The sequence below is a fragment of the Periweissella beninensis genome (genome assembly GCF_016908275.1).
Lineage (GTDB): Bacteria > Bacillota > Bacilli > Lactobacillales > Lactobacillaceae > Periweissella > Periweissella beninensis.
Genome location: NZ_JAFBDN010000025.1, coordinates 1 through 18,616, shown reverse-complemented (window position 1 = coordinate 18,616; position 18,616 = coordinate 1). Strand labels below are relative to the sequence as shown.

Genomic DNA, 18,616 nt, shown 5'->3' with positions numbered 1-18,616 from the left:
AAAAATTGGACGGCATGACTCCGGTTGAATTCCGGAAACATGCCATCCAATTAATCGCTTAAAACATCACTCCAATTTATGGGGGTCAGTTCAAATGCAATTTTTTATGTTGAACCAATTTCCGGGTTAGCTGAGCTTTATCTGCAAAGGCAACGGTGGCAACGGGGTGAAATAGAGGTCGCGCAAAATTTCATGCAAAATAAATTAGAAGTTCGGCACTTCTTTAAAAACTTTATGATTAGTCGATTAATGATTGATCATACGTTTATTTTTCCAAGATTAATCTGGATGATTGGGCTATTTGTTTTGCTATTCTTTGGTTATTCACCGGTTGTCATTGGCTTATCAATTTTATTTATGTATTTGTTATACATGGCCTATTCATTGATGAACTTTATCAATGTAACCTTATTATTAAAAGAGTTTAAGGTAGAGCGTAATTACTTTAAAAGTAAATGGTGGGTCATCTTGACACTACCACTCTACAATATGTTGTGTTCACTAATTAGATTTATTGGGATTATTAACACCATTACGCAAAGTGCCAGTTGGCAAACTCGTAAATTTAATGATGAAATGGGTGCCATTAAAAAAGTGATAATAAAAGATTATCGGAATACCAAAGAGGATAGGGGAAATGAATAAAAGATACGAATATCGTTTAAGAACATTTATTAATGCCAGTCATGCCGTTCGGTGGGAACAAGGGGAAGGACAGGAACATCCCCACACTTGGGAACTTATTTTAGATATCCAACCGCATGTTTATCCGATTAATCTTAAATTTGAAGATATTGAGGCGGTCATAAACCAAACATTAGCTAAATTTTCAGGGCAAAAATTAAATAGCGTTGCGCCCTTTGATCAGATTAATCCAACTTTGGAAAATTTTGCTGACTATTTATTTGATATCTTAACCAATGCGTTGGCTAAACTGAATTGTCAGTTAGCCAAAATCGAAGTTGGTGAGTCACCAATGCGTTTTTATGCAGTAAGCATTGATCGATAGGACAATTATGGCAAAATTTTATCAACGTGTAGATAAAAAACTACTAAAAATAATTAATATCATGTTCGGTTTATTTATAGGGTTAACTTTTTATTTTGCATTAGTATCACCAAACCTGACATTGGGTGATACAGTTACAAAACAAACCATTGGTGACCAGACAACGTGGGTAACCATTGTTTTTTTATTAATTTTGATAATTGGTGGATTGGTAAGTGTGGTTAATCCGACACTGCAAGTTTGGTTAAAAAAAGTATTTATTAACAAAGGATATTTAACCGGCAGTATTTTATTAGCTGGCGCCTTTGGAGTACAAATTTTGGTAATTGTTAATACCCATCCAGCAATTGGATTTGATCCCGGGGCACTACATGATGCGTTAATTAATCCTAAGCAAAGTGATTTACAAAGTTATTTTAGTTATAATACGAATAACTTACCGCTATTGTTAGTACAACATGCATTAAGTTTGCTTGTTAATAGTCACAGTTGGCTCGTTTTTGATTTAATCAATAGTGCCTTATTAGGGATTACCGTCGCTTTAAATTTATTAGCAGTATATATAATTAATTCGCAATGCTTAAAAGCGGCGCTATACTTGCATGCAGCATGGTTAATGGTCTTTCCAATGGTTTTAGTACCTTACTCTGATATTGCCGTTTTACCGTTAGTAAGCGCATTAATTGTCTTGTATGCATTAACTAATAAGCTTAAAAATCAACTGCTTTTAGGTGGATTAGCAATTGGGATGGGTGTTATTGGTGCAAGCATTTATTTTATTAAACCTTCAGCAATCATTCCAATCATTGCCCTGTATATCCTGGAAATAATTATGCTTAATCGCAAGAACTTTATAAAAACCGGCTTACTGTTAGGGATAATTGGTATCAGTTTAGCGACGACCTATACGTATGTGCAACAAGGACTTAATCAACAAAACTATATTAAAATTGAAAAAAAGCGGACAATTCCGGCAATTCACTTTATTAGCATGGGCGTTAGTGGTGATGGAGGGTATAATGCCAAGGATGCGCTAGCAATGGCTAAACAACCGTCACAAGCCAAGATGCGCGCCTATTCCAAGCAAAAATTAATTGCGCGTTTGCAAAAAAAAGGTTTTTGGGGTTATTTACGCTTCTTGCTACACAAGCAGAATAAAAATAGTGCTGATGGGACGTTTGCATGGCTAATCGAAGGTAATTTTATGGACGTGCACCCGACTGGCAGTGGTCTCAAACGCTTAATTCAAGAGTTTTATTACCCACAAGGCAAGCATCTGGCTGATTTTAGATACATAGCGCAAGTTTGGTGGATTGCTATTCTGGGTGTTATTGTATTAGGCTGGCAGCAAAAAAATAAATTTACGATGGTAATGCGCTTAGCAATCATTGGCGGATTTGTGTATTTACTAATTTTTGAAGGTGGCCGTTCACGATACCTAATTCAATTTTTGCCAATGTTTTTGGTGTTAGCATCATTATGTTGGGTAACGAGTATCAATTTGATTAAAGAAAAATTTGCTTGGTTAAAAGATAATAATTAGGTTTATAGAAAAAATTACGCAATTAAAATATACTTAAAAACGATTAGGAATAGTGACTTTGATGAAAGACCGTTAACTTAATCGTTTTTTTATGATGTTAAAACATAAAAAATAGTCATAAAAAATACCATATTTATGTTAAAAATTTTGCATACCAACCGATATTAGTTAGTATAAGATGATTAATAAGGGAGCCTTGCTGTGAATAAAGAAGAATTGGAATTGGCCAATTGGTATCTCGTTAAGCAACCAATCTATTACCTTAATGATAAATTGGTTGCTACCAATGGTAAATCAGTCAAAAGCAATAATAAACACGTTGTATTTTATGAATTATTATTGAGGACCCAGAAAACGGCTTGCTTTCCAGCTAAAGAATTTAATGAACTAATTAAAACACCACAAGGTAATGCTTGTTTTTTTAAGTGGTTACAGCTTAATTTATTAAACTTATTTAAGAAAGATCATGTAATTAAGGTATCAATTAATATTGAACCGAGTCAGCTATTAGCTGATAGCATATTACCATTTTTAGAAAGCTTAAGTGCGTTTAAGCAACAAATAATAATTGAAATTACCGAGCGTTTACCTAAAGATACGAATATAAATGAGTTAATGGCTAAACTAGCAATTATTAATAAGCAGGGATTTTATATTTTACTAGATGATGTTGATATTTTACTAGAGTATACATCAATTATGACCAAATTGGCTAAATATGTCCATGGGTTTAAGATATCTCCCATGTTAGTAGCCACACAATGTAGTACCCAAATTTTTACTTTAATTAGCCAATTACAAAAATTCACCAATTATATGATAATTGGTGAAGGAACGAGTGATAAACAACATTCTGATAAATATTTAAATTTAGGTATTGTTTATCAGCAAGGTTGGTATTTAGGGAAAGAAGAATTAGTTTAACCTAACTTAAAAATCAGAAAAAAGAAGACCATGTCAATTTTTTTATTTTGTCAGGGTCTCTTTATTGTGTTAAAATTATATAATTAAAAGATAATATTAATTAATAAAATAATAAAAGAAATGATTTAGCATTATTTTATTTTAAAATAACTTGGGTGTAATAAGCGGCCAATAGTAATATTTGCGCTAATTTTTTTATTATGCACTAACCAAGCAATAAAGGATACAAAAAAATGGATTTTATATATTGTTATGGGATTGTACTATTTTTTGCAATTAGTACAGTTTTGTCTTTACTATTAGTACAGCAAAATACAATTTTCATAAAAAATAATAATATTTCAAAAGCTTTGTATTTATTTTTGTATATTGTATTTACTTACAACATTGTTTCGCTCAGTCGGGACTTTTTAACAAATATTACATTGTACTATATCCCACTACTATTCATGTTATCGTTTTTAAGTTATCGCTTTATCATCTTGGGGGGGATTTTAACACCGCTGATTATAAGTGTGTATTTTTCGTTTTGGTATCCAAACTATACGATGGACTTAGTCATTAAGTTGTTACTCGCTGGTGCAATTGGGATAATCTCGCTATTGCTTATTCGGCGGTTAATTAAACCGGAACTATTAATGTATCTTAGTGCTAGTTTTGTAATGGCGTGTATCGAAATTTATCAAAATAGTTTAATGATTAAAGGAACTATTTTTAGTTATGGTTCGATCCAAGTTGGATTAACGATGATTAATAATCTATTACTTGGTTTGTTTATTTACTATGCAAGTAAAATTATTCACGCTAAAATTAAAGAAATTCAACTTAAATTGGCGAGTTATGATCGGGATGATTTGACTGGTTTGTATAATTTTCGGCAGTTAAACCAAGATGTCCTAAAAGTGGCACCTAATGACGCCCAAGAATTAATAATCATTATTATTGACATTGATCATTTTAAAAAATTAAATGATACGCATGGGCATAGCCATGGCAATGAAATTTTAAAATTTGTGGCTGATACGGTGAAAAGGATGATTGCGGCTAAATTTGCGAGAAATCAATATCGGATTTACCGCTATGGTGGCGAAGAAATTGTGGTTGTCTTAGAAGATCATATTCCTCAAGTTGATCAAATTTTACGTGAACTGAAAACGTTGATCAGTAATGAAAGCTTAAGACTGTATAATGAAAATTTAACGTTATCAATTGGTGTGAGTTTTAATAAAAAACATCATTTCGATAATTTAGAAGCATTTAGACAAGCTGATCAATTATTATACCAAGTTAAAACCGAAGGCCGTGATAATTACTTAATCGAAAATTAATTAAATGTTATTTAAATATTTTTTTAATGCTGTATAATATATTATTAAAATAAAAAAATAAGTAGATTATTATGATAAATATATATAACTATAGTATTACCTTATTTTCAGTGTTAAGTATGTTAGTTGCATATTTATATGTTCGCCAATTTTACATGTTTCAAAAAAGTACTAAAATATACCATGTTGGGGATCTGATTATTTATATATTTTTAACATACGTAATTTTAGGATTAAGTACTAAGATGTTGGGGAATGATTGTTTGTTTGCGTTGACATTAATCTTACCAGTGGCGTATAAGAATATTCGACCAGCGATGATTGGAATCGGTTTACATCCGTTCTTAGTGCTAGTGTATATCTTTAAAAATTATGAAATTGATTTTTATACACTATTATTAGTGATATTGAGTGAATTCGTGATTGGCATGGTAATGTGGGTGGTCACTAATTACTCGCATAGTATAGTACTAACCGCGGTGATAGTAGCTTCATTATTATCAGGATTACATATATTCATTGATTGGAATGTCAATGGTTTAGTGGTAATTTCAGTTTCGAAGACGTTAATTTTGCTTATAATGAACTTTATTTTTATAATTGTACTAGACAAGTTAAATAATAAGTTTAATTACAGTCGCGGTAAAATTTTAGATAAGTTACATGAGTCTGAGGTTGATGGGCTAACTGGCTTATATAACTTTCGCCAATTACGTGCTGATTTTTTACAATATAGTCAAGACAAGCGCAAGCTAACGCTTATTTTAATTGATATTGATCATTTTAAAAAGATTAATGATCACTTTGGGCATGATCAAGGTAATCAAGCATTAGTTTTGATTGCGGAAAATTTAACAGCGACGATGTTAGATTATTTTACAACTACTGATTTTAGAATTTATCGGTATGGTGGTGAGGAATTAGCAATTGTCATTTTTAAAGAGTATCCAGTTGTCAAGGCAATTTTGGGTGCCCTGAAAGCTCAATTAGCACAAGCTAGTCGGCGTGATTTGCCATTCACGTTAACTTTTTCAGCTGGTGTGAGCTTTAATGCTAATTTTGTGGGTGATAATCAACAAACATTTAATCAAGCTGATAAATTATTGTATCGGATAAAAAATCAAAGTCGCAATAGCTACTTAATTGATATATTAACAGATGAAGATAAATAAGAGGGATAGAATAGTGGATGCGTATATTGATAATTGGTACTTAGTTAGGCAACCAATTTGGCAGGTGACCAAAAAAGATAATCTTTTAGAAAAAGAACTATTATTTAGTGAACTACTATTACGTTCGCGCAAAGATGGGCGCTTTCCGGTAAAAGAATTTCAGGCACTAATTGCAACACCTGATGGAAATCAACAGTTTTTTGCATGGCTGACAGGCCAATTGGAAAAATTATTTCAGGCAGAACCGACAATTAAAGTTTCTGTGAACATTGAGCCAACCCAGTTGTTAACGATTGCCTGTCGAACATTTTTACAAGCAATGTTAAGTTATCAGACCAATTTATACCTGGAAATTACTGAAAGACTCTCACTTAATCTTTCAGTTGACGTGTTTAAAGAACAATTACATATGCTGAAGCAATTAGGGTATCAAGTGTTACTCGATGATGTGGATATTTTATTAAAAAATAAAATTTATTTAACAACGTTTTTAGCAGATGTCGCAGGTATCAAGTTTTCAGCTGATTTACACCAAACATGTAAGCATACACCAAAAGCCATTTTAAATAGTGGTGAATATCAAAATTTAATCAGTAAGTTAAATGATAAGCTTGTTATTGGTGAAGGCATGAGTGATCAACATGAATTAGAGTTTTATTTAGCAAATGGCGTGCATTTTCAGCAAGGATGGTTACTAGGAACCGGATACTAACAATGAGTGTTTTAGCTAAATATTAGCCAGGGCTTTAAACTGAGGTGACTAAATGGGACTGAAAAAAATAAAGATGTTAGTAACCGGCGGGGCTGGTTTTATTGGGAGTAATTTTATTCGCTATGTCTTAAACCAAAACCCCAATGTAATAATTATGTGTGTTGATAAACTAACCTATGCGGGGAACAAACAAAACTTAGCAGGTGTGATCGGACCACGATGTCAATTTATAAAAGGTGATATTTGTGATCAAGTATTAATGGATAGCATTGCAGCTGAATGTGACATGCTTATTAATTTTGCGGCAGAAAGTCATAATGATAACGCCTTGGCTGCGCCAAAACCGTTTATTGAAACCAATATTGTGGGTACGTATACTTTGCTAGAGGTTGTCCGTAAATACAATCTACGCTATCATCAGATTTCAACGGATGAAGTGTATGGCGATCTGCCACTAGATAGTCTTGCTAAATTTGATGAGCATAGTCCCTATCGCCCATCGAGTCCATACTCAGCTAGTAAGGCGAGTGCAGATATGTTAGTTAGAGCATGGATTCGTTCATTTGGCATTAAGGCGACCATTTCCAATTGTACGAATAATTATGGGCCGTTGCAACATACGGAAAAATTTATTCCTCAGCAAATTACAAGATTAAAACAGGGGCAGCCAGCTTATTTATATGGTGATGGCACCAATGTAAGAGATTGGCTACATGTTACAGATCATGTGCGCGCGCTATACATGATTTTATTTGCGGGAAGAATTGGGGAAACTTATTTGATTTCAAGCGATTGTTTATATAGTAATGTTGCAATAGTAAAACAACTCTTAGCAGTGATGCATTTACCAAGTGACTTTTACTGCTATGGCCCTGATCGACCTGGTCATGATTTAAAATATGCCTTAGATAATCACAAAATTAAGCGTGAATTAAACTGGTATCCACGCAAAACAGACTTAACTGCCAATTTAGCTGCGTTAGTCGAACTTTACTAGTGCGTGCTAACCACGTATTATTACTGATGTTTATGACATAAATATATTAAGAAGGGGATTATTAGTAATTCGTTGGGAGCAAATAATTATTAATAGTTAAGCACAAGATGCATTTTTATAATTTAGATTATTTATCCAAAAATCAATCAATTTTGACATATTTTGGGTATTTTGCAATTTTAATTAGTTTATTGGTAGGAGCTTTTTTTATTTTACTATACCTACGGAACAACTATGCGAGTAAGTACCGCGATATTAGTTTGATTATGCTGTTGTTAGTGCTAATTTTAACTGGGATTCAGTATCAAAAATATAGTGATACTCGCTTAAATGATACGCAACGCCTTACAATTACGTCACTTGTTAAAAGTATTGCCAAAGTAAAAAAAACAAATGTGGAACACATTTATATCAACTCACAAACAATTAATGACAATATGCTTGTCAAAATTGCGAACCAATATTACAAAATTGAATTAAGTTCCGATCAAGCAACGTATCGGATTGTACCAATTAATTTGGTTAATAAAGAAACAAAAATAATGCTTAATGAGTAAGTAAGGGGTTTACGGGGATGCCAACATATCTTGATGTATTTATCAAATTAGCGATTGGGATTATTATGCTAGTAATTCAAATTAATATTCTTGGTAAGGGGAATTTAGCTCCAATTTCAGCATTAGACCAAGTTCAAAACTATGTGTTAGGGGGAATCATTGGTGGTGTTATTTATAATAATACGATTACAGTTTTAAATTTCGCAATGGTTTTAGTAATTTGGACCTTTTTAGTATTATTAATGAAATTTTTAAAAGAGCATAGTTATTGGATAAAACGTTTTGTTGATGGGCAACCGTTAGTAGTTATTAAAAATGGGGCCTTAGAAATGAATGCCATTATGAAGATGGGCTTACCTGCTAGTGAGTTAATGTTTAAATTAAGAGCAGCGGGTGTTGATGAAATTCAAACTGTGAAACGCGCGATTTTAGAGCAAAATGGGCAACTGACAATTATTCGGTATGGTGACGAGACGGTTAAGTATCCCTTAATTCAAGATGGTCAAATTAATTATCAGTTATTAGAAACACTTGATAAAGATGTATCATGGATTGAAAAAGAGGTTTTAAACCAAACAGGTAAAAAAATAGACGATATTTATTTAGGTGAGTTTATTCATGGCCGGTTAATCTTACATAGTTTTAATGCTAATTAGCGGTTAGGGTGAAATAGTTAGTAACGAACTTACTGACAGTACCCGTTAAACTGGTCGGAATATCAAAGTAGCGCATAAGTTGATGCAGATTGACATCTTCAGGTGTTTTTTGACTTAAATAAAAGGGTAGTAATAAATTTAAAGCTAGTTGATGCGCAATTTGCTCATTTTTAAGCTGATTATAGCGTAGTTTATAATTAACTGGGTGATTGTCAGTAATTAGATGGCCTATTTCATGGGCAATTTTATAATACGTAGCACCACAGTTCGCCAAAGTATTGTTGATAACGATGCTTTGGCTTTTTTGGTCAGCAAAAGCACTGATATGTTTAGGGAGGTCATCGGTAAAATAAAGATTGATATGGTGTGCTTTAGCGGTTTTAAGTAAATAACTCAGCATTAATTACGAATCCTTTCTAGAATATTTCTAATAATTGTCATATCAGCAGCGGATAATTCTTGACCGTCATAAAGGTAAACCCCATCTTGGGCTAAGTCAACCGTGGGATTACTATGTTCTTCAGGTTGGCTACCATTGAGTAAATAGTCTGAGGAAACAGCCAAAACTTGCGCAACTTTAGCAAGATTAGCTGCATCAGGTGTTCGATTTTTCCAATTATAAATCGTAGTCGGTCCTAAGCCAGCCTCCGTCGCTAAACTGCGTAATGACATGTTTTTTTGTTTAGCAAGTAGTTTGATACGTTCTAGTGTTGACATTGATAACCTCTAAATTAATTTTGTATTATATTTAATAAAAGTTATTGTTAAAAATTATTCAATGTAATACAATTAATTGTATTCATTGTTAACTAATAACAACGTATTTTGGTGAACGGCATATTAATCAAGAATAATATGTTGTTATTGTATTACATTGAATAAAAGCGTTCAATATGTTTCTTAACAAAGTTTAATAACAAGGAGTAAAGTTAGATGTTTGATAAACCGGAAACAAACGAAAAAGCTGAAGCAATTAAGGGCTGGCTTGCTAATCATCGTAATATTGTTAATCAACAACAAATCGCTAAACATTTTGGATATTCACGGTCTTTTATTAGTTTAATTTTGAATAAACGCTATGTCGCTCCACGGGCGGAAGCACTAGTTAATGATATTTATCAGTATCTAGTTGAAGAATTTGATTTGAAATAAGCAATTGGCATTAGATAGCAGTTATTAGAGGGGCGGTAAAGGAAACTTTATCGGCTGCTTTTTTTATTGTGGTTAAATTGATTGCTATTTATTTTATCAAGTGATAAAATCTAACTAGCATTAAAGGAGAGCACACTATGAATGACATTCGCGAAGAAATTTTAACCAAAGCCACTAGCTTCTTTATGAAAAATGGTTATCAGGCGACGAGTACACGCCAGTTAGCTGAGCATTTAGACATTAAACAACCGGTGCTCTATTATTATTTTAAAAATAAAAAGGCATTGTATCAGCAGGTTGTAACCACATATACCCAGTACTTAGGCACGGCATTAATGACGATCAGCCAAGAGCCATTACCAGCAGCAAAGCGTCTTTTTTTAATGAGTGAATTTATTATTAATGAAGAAAATTTAAACTTAGCGCAATTAATGCATGATATGCAAACTGTTTTTAAAGGTGAGGATAATAAAGTATTATTTGCTGAATGGCGGCATGCTTATTTACAACCGTTTATCATGGTCTTTAATGATTTTACTTTAGCGAATAATATGACGGCCCAACAAGTCACTATGCATTTTATGCGTATTTTAACAGCCTATGTTAGCGTTAAATATGTCCTAAATGGCGAACAGGAAATTCGTGAAATGATTACGATTTTCTTACATGGAAGTACTTTGGAGGCGCGGGTATAATGTTTTTAGCAATTAAAGAAATGAAGCATGAAAAATTACGCTATGGCTTAATGATTGGGATGATCTTTTTAGTTAGTTATTTAGTTTTTATTCTAACGGGCTTATCAAACGGGTTATCAAACTTGAACCGTGCGGCGGTTGATAGCTGGCAAGCACAAAGTATCGTGCTGAATAAAGACGCCCAAATTAATTTGCCACAATCGGTAATTTCAAACCGGGATAGGCAAGTACTTAAAAACAAAGGGGCCCAAATTTCGCTACTGAGTGGCCTTGTTCAAAATCAAGCTGGTAAAAAAGATTCCGCTCAAATTGTTGGTATTAAAACTAATCAATTTATTTTTAAACGTTTGAAGGTTACAAGTGGTACGAAAGAATTACACAGTAAGCAAGCAATTGTGGCAAGTGCGTTTAAAACTGATGGCTTTAAATTAGGCGATACCTTAAAAATTGCCAATACGCAGGTTAAGGTTAAAATTGTTGGTTTTACCAATAATGCCACGTTAAATATGGTTCCCGTAGTGTATACGACACCTAAAACCGTTAATCTAGCCAAATATGATGGCCAACAAACCACCACGCTTGTGAATGGAGTGGCGTTTGCTAGTAAAAAGCCCACGCTTGGGACATTGAAGGATAGTAAGTTATATTCAGCTGAACAATATATTAATAAGATGCCGGGGAATCGTGCGCAAACGTTAACGTTTAATTTTATGATTGGCTTTTTAATGGTCATTATCTTGATTGTAATTGCTATCTTTTTATATATTTTAACCATGCAAAAGTTACCAAACTTTGGCGTATTAAAGGCCCAAGGCTTACCAACTAGTTATTTGGTAAAAAACACCTTATTACAGGCAGCCTTACTTGCAGTGAGCGGAGTGTTAATCGCGCTAGGATTGGTGCTAATTACGGCAGCTATATTACCAGCAATTGTGCCAATTAAAATCCAAATTACAATGATTTTGCTTAGTGGGTTAGCAATTATTGGCATGGCAATGCTAGGGGCGTTAATTCCCGTTCGCGAAATTATCAAACTTGATCCATATCAAATTATTGGAGGCTAAGATGGCTAATTTAGAATTGCAAGATGTCAAAAAAGTATATGGCACAGGTAGCAGTCAATATGAAGCATTAACGCAAATTAATTTTAAAGCTAATCAAGGAGAAACCATACTAATTGTAGGACCATCTGGTTCAGGCAAGACGACGTTTTTGACAATTGCGGCGGGTTTACAAACCCCTAGTGCGGGAACGGTCAAAATTGATGATAAAGTTTTAGGGACAATGAGTGTTAAACAACAAAGTCAGTTACGTTTACATAAAATAGGCTTTGTTTTACAGGCATATAACTTAGTTCCCTATCTAACTGTACAAGAACAGTTTACGTTGGTTGATAAAGTTAAGACAGCTAATTTGACTGCTAGTAAATTTAACGAAATGCTTGCTATTTTAGGCTTAACGCCGCTTTTAGACAAGTATCCTAATCAATTGTCTGGTGGGCAACAGCAACGGGTCGCGATTGCGCGGGCTTTATATGGTGATCCAAGCTTTATTCTTGCGGATGAACCAACCGCTTCGTTGGATACAGAACGAGCGATTGCCGTCATGCAATTATTTAGTCAATTAGCACATCTCGCGCACAAAGCGGTTATTGTTGTGACGCATGATACACGCTTAGAAGACTATGCTGATCATGTATATGAGTTAGTTGATGGCGTGATGCATAGGTTAAAATAAAAATGGAGCTCCGAATTGGTCTCATAAATGGAAAGAGCTTTAAGGTAATGGGCCGGAATGAAGAAGCAACGCATCACACTAAATTAAAAAGTAAAAGGAGCTTAGGACGATTGTCCCGAGCTCCTTTTTAGGTAAACATAATCACGTGGCGCTTGCTAAGCAAACATGCAAGGTGCATGCGTTTATCATACTAGTTTTATTTTAAATTAATGCAGCGCAACTAAAAAATAGCAAAATAATAGTAGTAAATTGAATTAGATAAGGTGGGTCCCTTTATCAACGTAAATCGTATCACCGACGACACCACTGGCAATGGGGCTTAATAAGAATGCGGCGGTATTACCAACTTCTTCAATTGTAACCCCCACGCCATCAACAGCTCGTTCATTTGACATTTTAATTAAATCGCCATGGTTTTTAACACCCGTCACAGCTAAAGTCTTCACAGCTCCAGCGGAAATGGCGTTAACACGAATTGCTTGACTAGCCAAATCACGAGCTAAGTAGCGCACGGCCGACTCTAAGCCAGCCTTAGCAATACCCATAACGTTGTAATTAGGGATAGCGCGTTCTGATCCCATATAGGTCAAGGTAACAATAGATCCGTTTTCATTAATGATTTCACGCCCATACTTCGCAGTTGCAATTAGCGAATAAACACTGATATTTTGCGCAAGTGCGAAACTATCAAGGGTTGAGTCAGTGACTTCATTTGCTAAATCACGCTTATCCGCATACGCAATTGCATGTACAATTCCATCAACCTTACCGACAGTTTGATTAATCGTCGCAAAAGCCGTTTTGATATTTTCAGGATTGGAAACATCACATTCAACCTTTAAAACAGCATCATCGACAAACCGATCCAAACTACGCTTCATTCGTTCATTTTGATAGGTTAAAATTACCTGACCACCTTGTTCGATAATGGCTTGCATGCAACCAAAAGCTAAGCTACTTTTATTTGCTACTCCCATGATGATAATTTTTTTATTATCTAAAAGTCCCATATTTAAAATACCTCTTAACTATATTAATAAATAAACTATGACGTATTTTAAGAAAATTGTCAACGGGGTAAACTAAATTCGCTGTAGGATAAAATAAACAATGATGATTGATAAGCTAAGGTTGATAGGGTATTATTAAGCATAAATTAAAAATTAATGAGGTAGTTTTTTTATGCAAGTAACTTTGGTGGCGCAAGATTTATCGGCCCTCGGTCAACTATCAATGGGAATTGCCTTACCAATCTTTAGGGCTGTGAATCTACCAACGATTGCAGCCCCCACCACAATATATTCGACACAAACTGAAGAATTTGGCCAACCAGTGGTACAAGATATGCAAAATTGGTTAAAGGCAGCGTATCTACATTGGCAAACCATTAGTGACTTGACGATTAATAACGTACTTATTGGCTATATTGGCCATGCTAACATGGTCGGGCAAATAGGTAGTATGGTGCAACAACTACAGCCCCAAACGATCCTACTTGATCCGGTCATGGGCGATCAAGGTGCACTCTATCCAGGCTTTGATCAAACGTATGTTACAGCGATGCAAGCATTGATGCTAGACGCAACTATTTTGACTCCCAATTGGACAGAAGCTCAATTATTAACGAAGCAACCAATTAAATTAAAGCCAAGCGATCAAGATATTTTGCAAACATTAACCATTTTAACGACGAAAAACCAGGCGATGCGGGTGATTATTACAGGTATCGAACGGGATAATAATGTGGGAGTTGCCTATTTAGAGGAAAGCACTAATGAGCTAGCATTTATTTGGCAAAAAAAAGTTGCAGGGCATTTTTATGGGACAGGTGATGCTTTTAGTGCACTTTTAAGCATGTATTTACAACGTGCAAAAAATTTAACGATAGCGCTAGAGAAAACGATGGCAGCATTAACAATTGTTATCGCAGAAAATAACGTAAGTTGCGTTAAAGAGCGTAAATATGGGCTACAAATTCGGCAATTACTTGGTTATTTAGCTAATGAGGAGGAAGTATGATGGATACTAAACAATTAAAAAAAGAACTTGAGATGATATTGACAGAGTATTTTGCGAAAACAAATTTTAGTGGTCAGTTATTCGTTGTAGGCTGCAGTACGAGTGAAATTTTAGGACAATGGAAGGGGACTAGTTCAAATTTAGCGATTGGGCAGATTATTTATACAACGATTGCATCATTTTTACAAGCACGGGAAATCGCGATTGCTGTACAAGGATGTGAACACATTAATCGTGCACTCTTAGTTGAACGAACAGTTGCTGAGAAATATGATTTTGAAATTGTCGATGTAGTACCAGCAATTCACGCAGGTGGTGGGACGCAAGTTGCCGCCTATCAAGCAATGCATGATCCCGTTGAAGTTGAACACATTGTTGCTCAGGGGGGACTTGACATTGGTGGTACAGAAATTGGGATGCATGTAAAATTTGTTCAAATTCCGGTCCAATTAACACATCGTAAAGTGGGAGCTGCCCAGGTGGTGGCATTAACATCACGGCCTAAAAAAATTGGTGGTATGCGTGCACAATACAGTTTTACTGAGCATAATATTGAAGAATAGGGTTAGTTGATGAAAATGAATTTGAGAAAATTATTATTAGCAGCAATTTTACTAGCTTTAACTGTGGTAGTCGGGCAAACGTTTATTATTGGAATTCCTTGGACACATGGGAATATCAATTTGAGTGATGCCGTTATTTTATTGGCTGGGCTACTGCTAGGGCCCAAATTAGGTTTTTTAGTTGGTGGTGGGGGTGGTTTCCTCTTAGATTTAATTTCGGGATATAGCCAATATATGTTTTTTTCATTAATTGTGCATGGTTTAGAGGGCTTAGTTTGTGGTTGGCTCTTTTTTAAATATGGACGTAGTAGTTTGGCGTTAATTTGCAGTGTTTTAGTAATGGTTGGGGGTTATTTTATTGCGGATAGTTTTTTATATAGTATGGTTACCGGAATTTTAGGAGTGCCAACGAATTTATTACAAGGGCTCATTGGGGGCCTAGTGGGGCAAATTATTTTTGTGAAAATTAATAAAAAAGTCCCACTAAATTAATCGTCATAAATTAGTGGGATGATTTAAATAATTAATTGGATGGTGTAGTTCTGGAAGGTAATCGGACGCAAGCTATCCAATTTTTTAATTCGATGATCTTTAAAAAAGGCCCATGTGCAAACCGGAGACTAGTTTTACGGATTTTTAAGACGGCCCATAACAAGTAACACAATACTAATAATCGACAAACCATAGCTTAAATATAAATTTGCTGGTGAAATGATGGGCATTAATATTGATACTAATAGCGCGCCAAGCGGATAAACACATTCTTGAGCAGTATAATACCAAGTTAAAACATCAGCCCGCGTGTTATCGGATAACGAAGTTTGTAAAACTGTATAACTAATTGGTGCCGTAAATGTGTTAATTAGTGATATTAAAAGATTAAGTATGATAATACTGGCAATAACTAAGCTTTTAATAGGTAAAGTAAAGGCTAAACCTTGGATTGAATAAAGAATGCCTATTGCCAATGTAGTATATTTTAAAACCTTAAGTGGCGTATATACGTGTTTAGCATATGCCAAGGCAGCTCCTAAAATAGAACCGATACCAATCAGTCCTTGAATCATTCCAAGAAAACTCACACTAGCATAATTATTAGTAACTATGATATAAGCTAGTGCCACTACCTCAGATACTAAAAAAATACCAACACATGTTTCTAGTAAAAATATTTTTCTTACCGTTGAGCGCTGAAAGATATCATGCCATACAGTTTTTAAATTGGGGAGGGCCATTACATCTGCCATCTTTAACATGTTATGATATTTAACTTGTGGTAATAGACTAACCCCAATAATACTAACAAGTACCGCCATCCATTGAGTCACCATCATTCCTAGCTTTGCCCACAAGATTGCTGTAATAAGGGGGTTAACAATTTGGAGGATTGAAATACCACCTTGTTCTAGCGAATTTAATTTTTGAATATTATCTTCACCTACAATATAAATTTGATTATTCATATATGCATAATTAAACATACGCATAAAAATACCATTGACACTTAAAAAATAACTGCGACAAGTAATGGATTAGCAGTATTATTCAAAAAGCTATATATAAGAATACTTAAGGTTGCTCCACTCAAGCCAATTGCTGCAACTTTATGATTATCATACCTGTGTAATAATTTGGTAATCGGGGTTGCCAAAACTAACCCAATGAGAGGACCGGTAATTAAGCCAAGCCCAAAGCTGATTGAAGTATGGGTTTTATTTAATAAATTCAAACCAGTACTATAGTTAAAAATCCCGTTAGCAAATAAAGTAGATAATAAGATTACAGCCGGCAAAATTATTTTATTTTTAAACATGTTATTTACACCGATTAAAATAAAGTATCATTATGATATCACAAATTAAATTAAAAAAATAACATTTTTATTATTTTAATTTAATTTAATTGTAAAAAACGTTGATATAGCATGGATTGTGTATTTTGATTTTAGCTTATCCGTATGTACAAAAAACGGCTAATTCCGATAAAGAGGCACTGACCCCCTCGATTGGATTTACGCCAATTCGAGGGGGTCAGTGCCTTAAGTAAGGGATGAGCCGTTTTTTATTTTCTGAGAATTAACTCAAAATCTACTTTTAAGGAGACAACAGGATTTGAACCTGCGCGCCCGCTCAACACGGGTTCGACGGATTTCGAGTCCGTTGCATTACCACTCTGCCATGTCTCCAATTAAAATACTATATTAGTATAACAAAAAAAATTACTAAATGAAAGCACGCGCCGTAATATTTTTAAATTACGATAAAGCAAGGATTAACTAAGCGATAATACATAAATTATTGGCTTAATCTTGCGTATACTGTAAGGTTAAACCGTTGATTGTGCTTGCCAATTTATATAATTCTTGATAAATAATATCCTGATGATCGGTTTTACTAGCCAAGAATTGTTCCTCCCACCAAGTTGCTAAAAGATTATTAACATGCTTGCAAGCAGTATAGCCTTCTAGCTAAAGTTATAAAACTAGTATAGCTTAATAAAATTTAGTTTATTTGTCAACTAATTAGGAGAGCATCATGACAAATAAATAACGAATTTTTTTACATCTGAAATGTGTTTTGGTATCGGAACCATTATGAGTTTACTAGGGCATTTATTTGCAAGCGGTGTAAATAGCATTTCGATTAGAGTATTTATGATTTGGTGGGGCCCGACTGTATTAACAGCATTTATATTTAATCTGTTGGTTGCTTCTAAAATCACCAATATAATTATTAAAAAAGTAACGCAAAAAATTAATGATCCCGCATTAATTCTTAAAAAAACAACTAGAATTCGTAGTTGGTCAATGCTAACACTTATGTGTTTAACCATGAGTACATGGGGGATGATAACTGGTGGGGCATTTACTAAAATACCACTTGATGTGATGCTAATTATGGTTCTGGTGCAAAGTTTACTCAGGGAGAGTGCATCCTGTATCATGAATTGAAACTGGAGGTTTTCAGATGACTGATCATTTTAAAGGACGGCAATTCAATCAATCAGTGATTACTTTTGCCGTAGGCTACTACTTGCGTTACAACATCAGTTATCGAGATCTAGTTGAAATGATGCGCGACCGTGGTATTTTCGTGCATCACACACCCCTCATGCGTTGGGTACAATATTACTCACCGATTATGCGGGCTCTATGGCGTAAGCACCATCGGCGCACTTCCAAAAGTTGGCGTATGGATGAGACCTATATCAAGATCAAAGGTCAATGGAATTACCTCTACCGTGCCATTGATGATCAAGGTCTTACGCTTGATTTTCAACTGCGCAAGAAGCGTGACTTTAACTCGGCCTATCGTTTTCTCAAACGCCTTTTAAAGACCGATTAGTGACTGATCAGTACGGAGCGACCCTAAAGGTAATTAAAAAGCTTACTAGGGAAGGCTATCTGCACAAAGGTGTGCATCAGTGCTCCAAATATCGCAATAATCTGATTGAGCATGATCACCGTTTTATTAAGCGGCAACAAGTTCGTTCCGCAAGTTATCAGAGCACTCGGACAGCAGCTAGGACATTATACGGCATTGAAACCATGCA

At 34.6% G+C, this 18,616-nt stretch carries 23 protein-coding genes, 1 tRNA gene and 1 pseudogene; 19 read left to right on the top strand and 6 right to left on the bottom strand.

Annotation, left to right across the window (positions count from 1 at the left end):
• Nucleotides 1-78 precede the first annotated feature (78 nt).
• The 10 genes from JOC59_RS07780 to JOC59_RS07735 all read left to right on the top strand — a co-directional run bounded on the left by JOC59_RS07780 (nt 79) and on the right by JOC59_RS07735 (nt 8,898).
• Nucleotides 79-645 carry a hypothetical protein gene (locus JOC59_RS07780; protein WP_205144226.1) on the top strand — a complete coding sequence of 189 codons (567 nt, stop codon included), beginning with the start codon at nt 79-81 and terminating at the stop codon, nt 643-645.
• On the top strand, nt 638-1,009 hold the full coding sequence (locus JOC59_RS07775; protein WP_205144225.1) for a 6-carboxytetrahydropterin synthase: 372 nt from the start codon (nt 638-640) through the stop codon (nt 1,007-1,009). Before JOC59_RS07780 ends, JOC59_RS07775 begins: the two co-directional genes overlap by 8 nt.
• 7 nt (nt 1,010-1,016) lie before the next feature.
• Nucleotides 1,017-2,552 (top strand): TIGR03766 family XrtG-associated glycosyltransferase, encoded by a 1,536-nt coding sequence (locus tag JOC59_RS07770; RefSeq protein WP_239517071.1) that lies wholly within the window; start codon nt 1,017-1,019, stop codon nt 2,550-2,552.
• 201 nt (nt 2,553-2,753) lie between these two features.
• On the top strand, nt 2,754-3,476 hold the full coding sequence (locus tag JOC59_RS07765) for an EAL domain-containing protein (protein WP_205144224.1): 723 nt from the start codon (nt 2,754-2,756) through the stop codon (nt 3,474-3,476).
• A gap of 233 nt (nt 3,477-3,709) precedes the next feature.
• Nucleotides 3,710-4,804, top strand: a complete 1,095-nt coding sequence (locus JOC59_RS07760; protein ID WP_205144223.1) for a GGDEF domain-containing protein — start codon at nt 3,710-3,712, stop codon at nt 4,802-4,804.
• A 71-nt stretch (nt 4,805-4,875) separates the two neighbouring features.
• Nucleotides 4,876-5,976 carry a GGDEF domain-containing protein gene (locus JOC59_RS07755; protein ID WP_205144222.1) on the top strand — a complete coding sequence of 367 codons (1,101 nt, stop codon included), beginning with the start codon at nt 4,876-4,878 and terminating at the stop codon, nt 5,974-5,976.
• 13 nt (nt 5,977-5,989) lie between these two features.
• Nucleotides 5,990-6,688: an EAL domain-containing protein gene (locus JOC59_RS07750; RefSeq protein ID WP_205144221.1), complete on the top strand. Its 699-nt coding sequence runs from the start codon at nt 5,990-5,992 to the stop codon at nt 6,686-6,688.
• A 52-nt stretch (nt 6,689-6,740) separates the two neighbouring features.
• Nucleotides 6,741-7,685 (top strand): dTDP-glucose 4,6-dehydratase, encoded by a 945-nt coding sequence (gene rfbB, locus JOC59_RS07745; RefSeq protein WP_205144220.1) that lies wholly within the window; start codon nt 6,741-6,743, stop codon nt 7,683-7,685.
• A 107-nt stretch (nt 7,686-7,792) separates the two neighbouring features.
• Nucleotides 7,793-8,242 (top strand): DUF3290 family protein, encoded by a 450-nt coding sequence (locus JOC59_RS07740; protein ID WP_205144219.1) that lies wholly within the window; start codon nt 7,793-7,795, stop codon nt 8,240-8,242.
• Between the two features lie 17 nt (nt 8,243-8,259).
• Nucleotides 8,260-8,898, top strand: coding sequence for a DUF421 domain-containing protein (locus tag JOC59_RS07735; RefSeq protein WP_205144218.1), 639 nt, complete (start codon nt 8,260-8,262; stop codon nt 8,896-8,898).
• Here JOC59_RS07735 and JOC59_RS07730 read toward each other — a convergent pair.
• Nucleotides 8,891-9,298, bottom strand: a complete 408-nt coding sequence (locus tag JOC59_RS07730; RefSeq protein ID WP_205144217.1) for an ImmA/IrrE family metallo-endopeptidase — start codon at nt 9,296-9,298, stop codon at nt 8,891-8,893. The genes JOC59_RS07735 and JOC59_RS07730 overlap by 8 nt on opposite strands.
• Nucleotides 9,298-9,615, bottom strand: a complete 318-nt coding sequence (locus JOC59_RS07725) for a helix-turn-helix domain-containing protein (RefSeq protein WP_205144216.1) — start codon at nt 9,613-9,615, stop codon at nt 9,298-9,300. Before JOC59_RS07725 ends, JOC59_RS07730 begins: the two co-directional genes overlap by 1 nt.
• Before the next feature lie 216 nt (nt 9,616-9,831).
• Between JOC59_RS07725 and JOC59_RS07720 the strand changes: the two genes are divergently transcribed.
• The 4 genes from JOC59_RS07720 (at nt 9,832) to JOC59_RS07705 (ending at nt 12,482) form a co-directional block, all read left to right on the top strand.
• Nucleotides 9,832-10,050, top strand: a complete 219-nt coding sequence (locus JOC59_RS07720) for a helix-turn-helix domain-containing protein (protein ID WP_205144215.1) — start codon at nt 9,832-9,834, stop codon at nt 10,048-10,050.
• 137 nt (nt 10,051-10,187) lie between these two features.
• The gene (locus JOC59_RS07715; protein ID WP_205144214.1) at nt 10,188-10,745 is read left to right on the top strand and encodes a TetR/AcrR family transcriptional regulator; all 558 of its coding nucleotides are present in this window, start codon (nt 10,188-10,190) and stop codon (nt 10,743-10,745) included.
• The gene (locus JOC59_RS07710; RefSeq protein ID WP_205144213.1) at nt 10,745-11,809 is read left to right on the top strand and encodes an ABC transporter permease; all 1,065 of its coding nucleotides are present in this window, start codon (nt 10,745-10,747) and stop codon (nt 11,807-11,809) included. Before JOC59_RS07715 ends, JOC59_RS07710 begins: the two co-directional genes overlap by 1 nt.
• Nucleotide 11,810: 1 nt before the next feature.
• Nucleotides 11,811-12,482: an ABC transporter ATP-binding protein gene (locus JOC59_RS07705; RefSeq protein ID WP_205144212.1), complete on the top strand. Its 672-nt coding sequence runs from the start codon at nt 11,811-11,813 to the stop codon at nt 12,480-12,482.
• 254 nt (nt 12,483-12,736) lie between these two features.
• Here JOC59_RS07705 and fabI read toward each other — a convergent pair whose 3' ends face one another.
• Complete coding sequence (gene fabI, locus JOC59_RS07700; RefSeq protein WP_205144211.1) at nt 12,737-13,492, bottom strand: enoyl-ACP reductase FabI; 756 nt, start codon at nt 13,490-13,492, stop codon at nt 12,737-12,739.
• Nucleotides 13,493-13,664: 172 nt separating this feature from the next.
• On the opposite strand from fabI, the gene JOC59_RS07695 reads away from it, so the two are divergent.
• From JOC59_RS07695 to JOC59_RS07685, 3 genes are read left to right on the top strand one after another with little or no spacing between them, the layout of a single operon-like run.
• On the top strand, nt 13,665-14,501 hold the full coding sequence (locus JOC59_RS07695) for a bifunctional hydroxymethylpyrimidine kinase/phosphomethylpyrimidine kinase (RefSeq protein ID WP_205144210.1): 837 nt from the start codon (nt 13,665-13,667) through the stop codon (nt 14,499-14,501).
• Nucleotides 14,501-15,064: a TIGR01440 family protein gene (locus JOC59_RS07690; RefSeq protein WP_205144209.1), complete on the top strand. Its 564-nt coding sequence runs from the start codon at nt 14,501-14,503 to the stop codon at nt 15,062-15,064. Before JOC59_RS07695 ends, JOC59_RS07690 begins: the two co-directional genes overlap by 1 nt.
• A 9-nt stretch (nt 15,065-15,073) precedes the next feature.
• Nucleotides 15,074-15,556 (top strand): ECF transporter S component, encoded by a 483-nt coding sequence (locus JOC59_RS07685; RefSeq protein WP_205144208.1) that lies wholly within the window; start codon nt 15,074-15,076, stop codon nt 15,554-15,556.
• Nucleotides 15,557-15,690: 134 nt separating this feature from the next.
• Here the strand turns inward: JOC59_RS07685 and JOC59_RS07680 are convergent, their stop codons facing one another.
• From JOC59_RS07680 to JOC59_RS07670, 3 genes are all read right to left on the bottom strand, one after another.
• Nucleotides 15,691-16,551 carry an MFS transporter gene (locus tag JOC59_RS07680; RefSeq protein ID WP_205144207.1) on the bottom strand — a complete coding sequence of 287 codons (861 nt, stop codon included), beginning with the start codon at nt 16,549-16,551 and terminating at the stop codon, nt 15,691-15,693.
• Nucleotides 16,552-16,568: 17 nt separating this feature from the next.
• Nucleotides 16,569-16,877, bottom strand: coding sequence for a hypothetical protein (locus JOC59_RS07675; RefSeq protein WP_205144206.1), 309 nt, complete (start codon nt 16,875-16,877; stop codon nt 16,569-16,571).
• Nucleotides 16,878-17,160: 283 nt separating this feature from the next.
• A tRNA-Ser gene (locus tag JOC59_RS07670) sits at nt 17,161-17,249 on the bottom strand.
• A 468-nt stretch (nt 17,250-17,717) separates the two neighbouring features.
• Between JOC59_RS07670 and JOC59_RS07665 the strand changes: the two genes are divergently transcribed.
• Nucleotides 17,718-18,014, top strand: a complete 297-nt coding sequence (locus JOC59_RS07665; protein ID WP_205144205.1) for a hypothetical protein — start codon at nt 17,718-17,720, stop codon at nt 18,012-18,014.
• 16 nt (nt 18,015-18,030) lie between these two features.
• Nucleotides 18,031-18,616: pseudogene (locus tag JOC59_RS07660) on the top strand (IS6 family transposase); the annotation flags it as partial.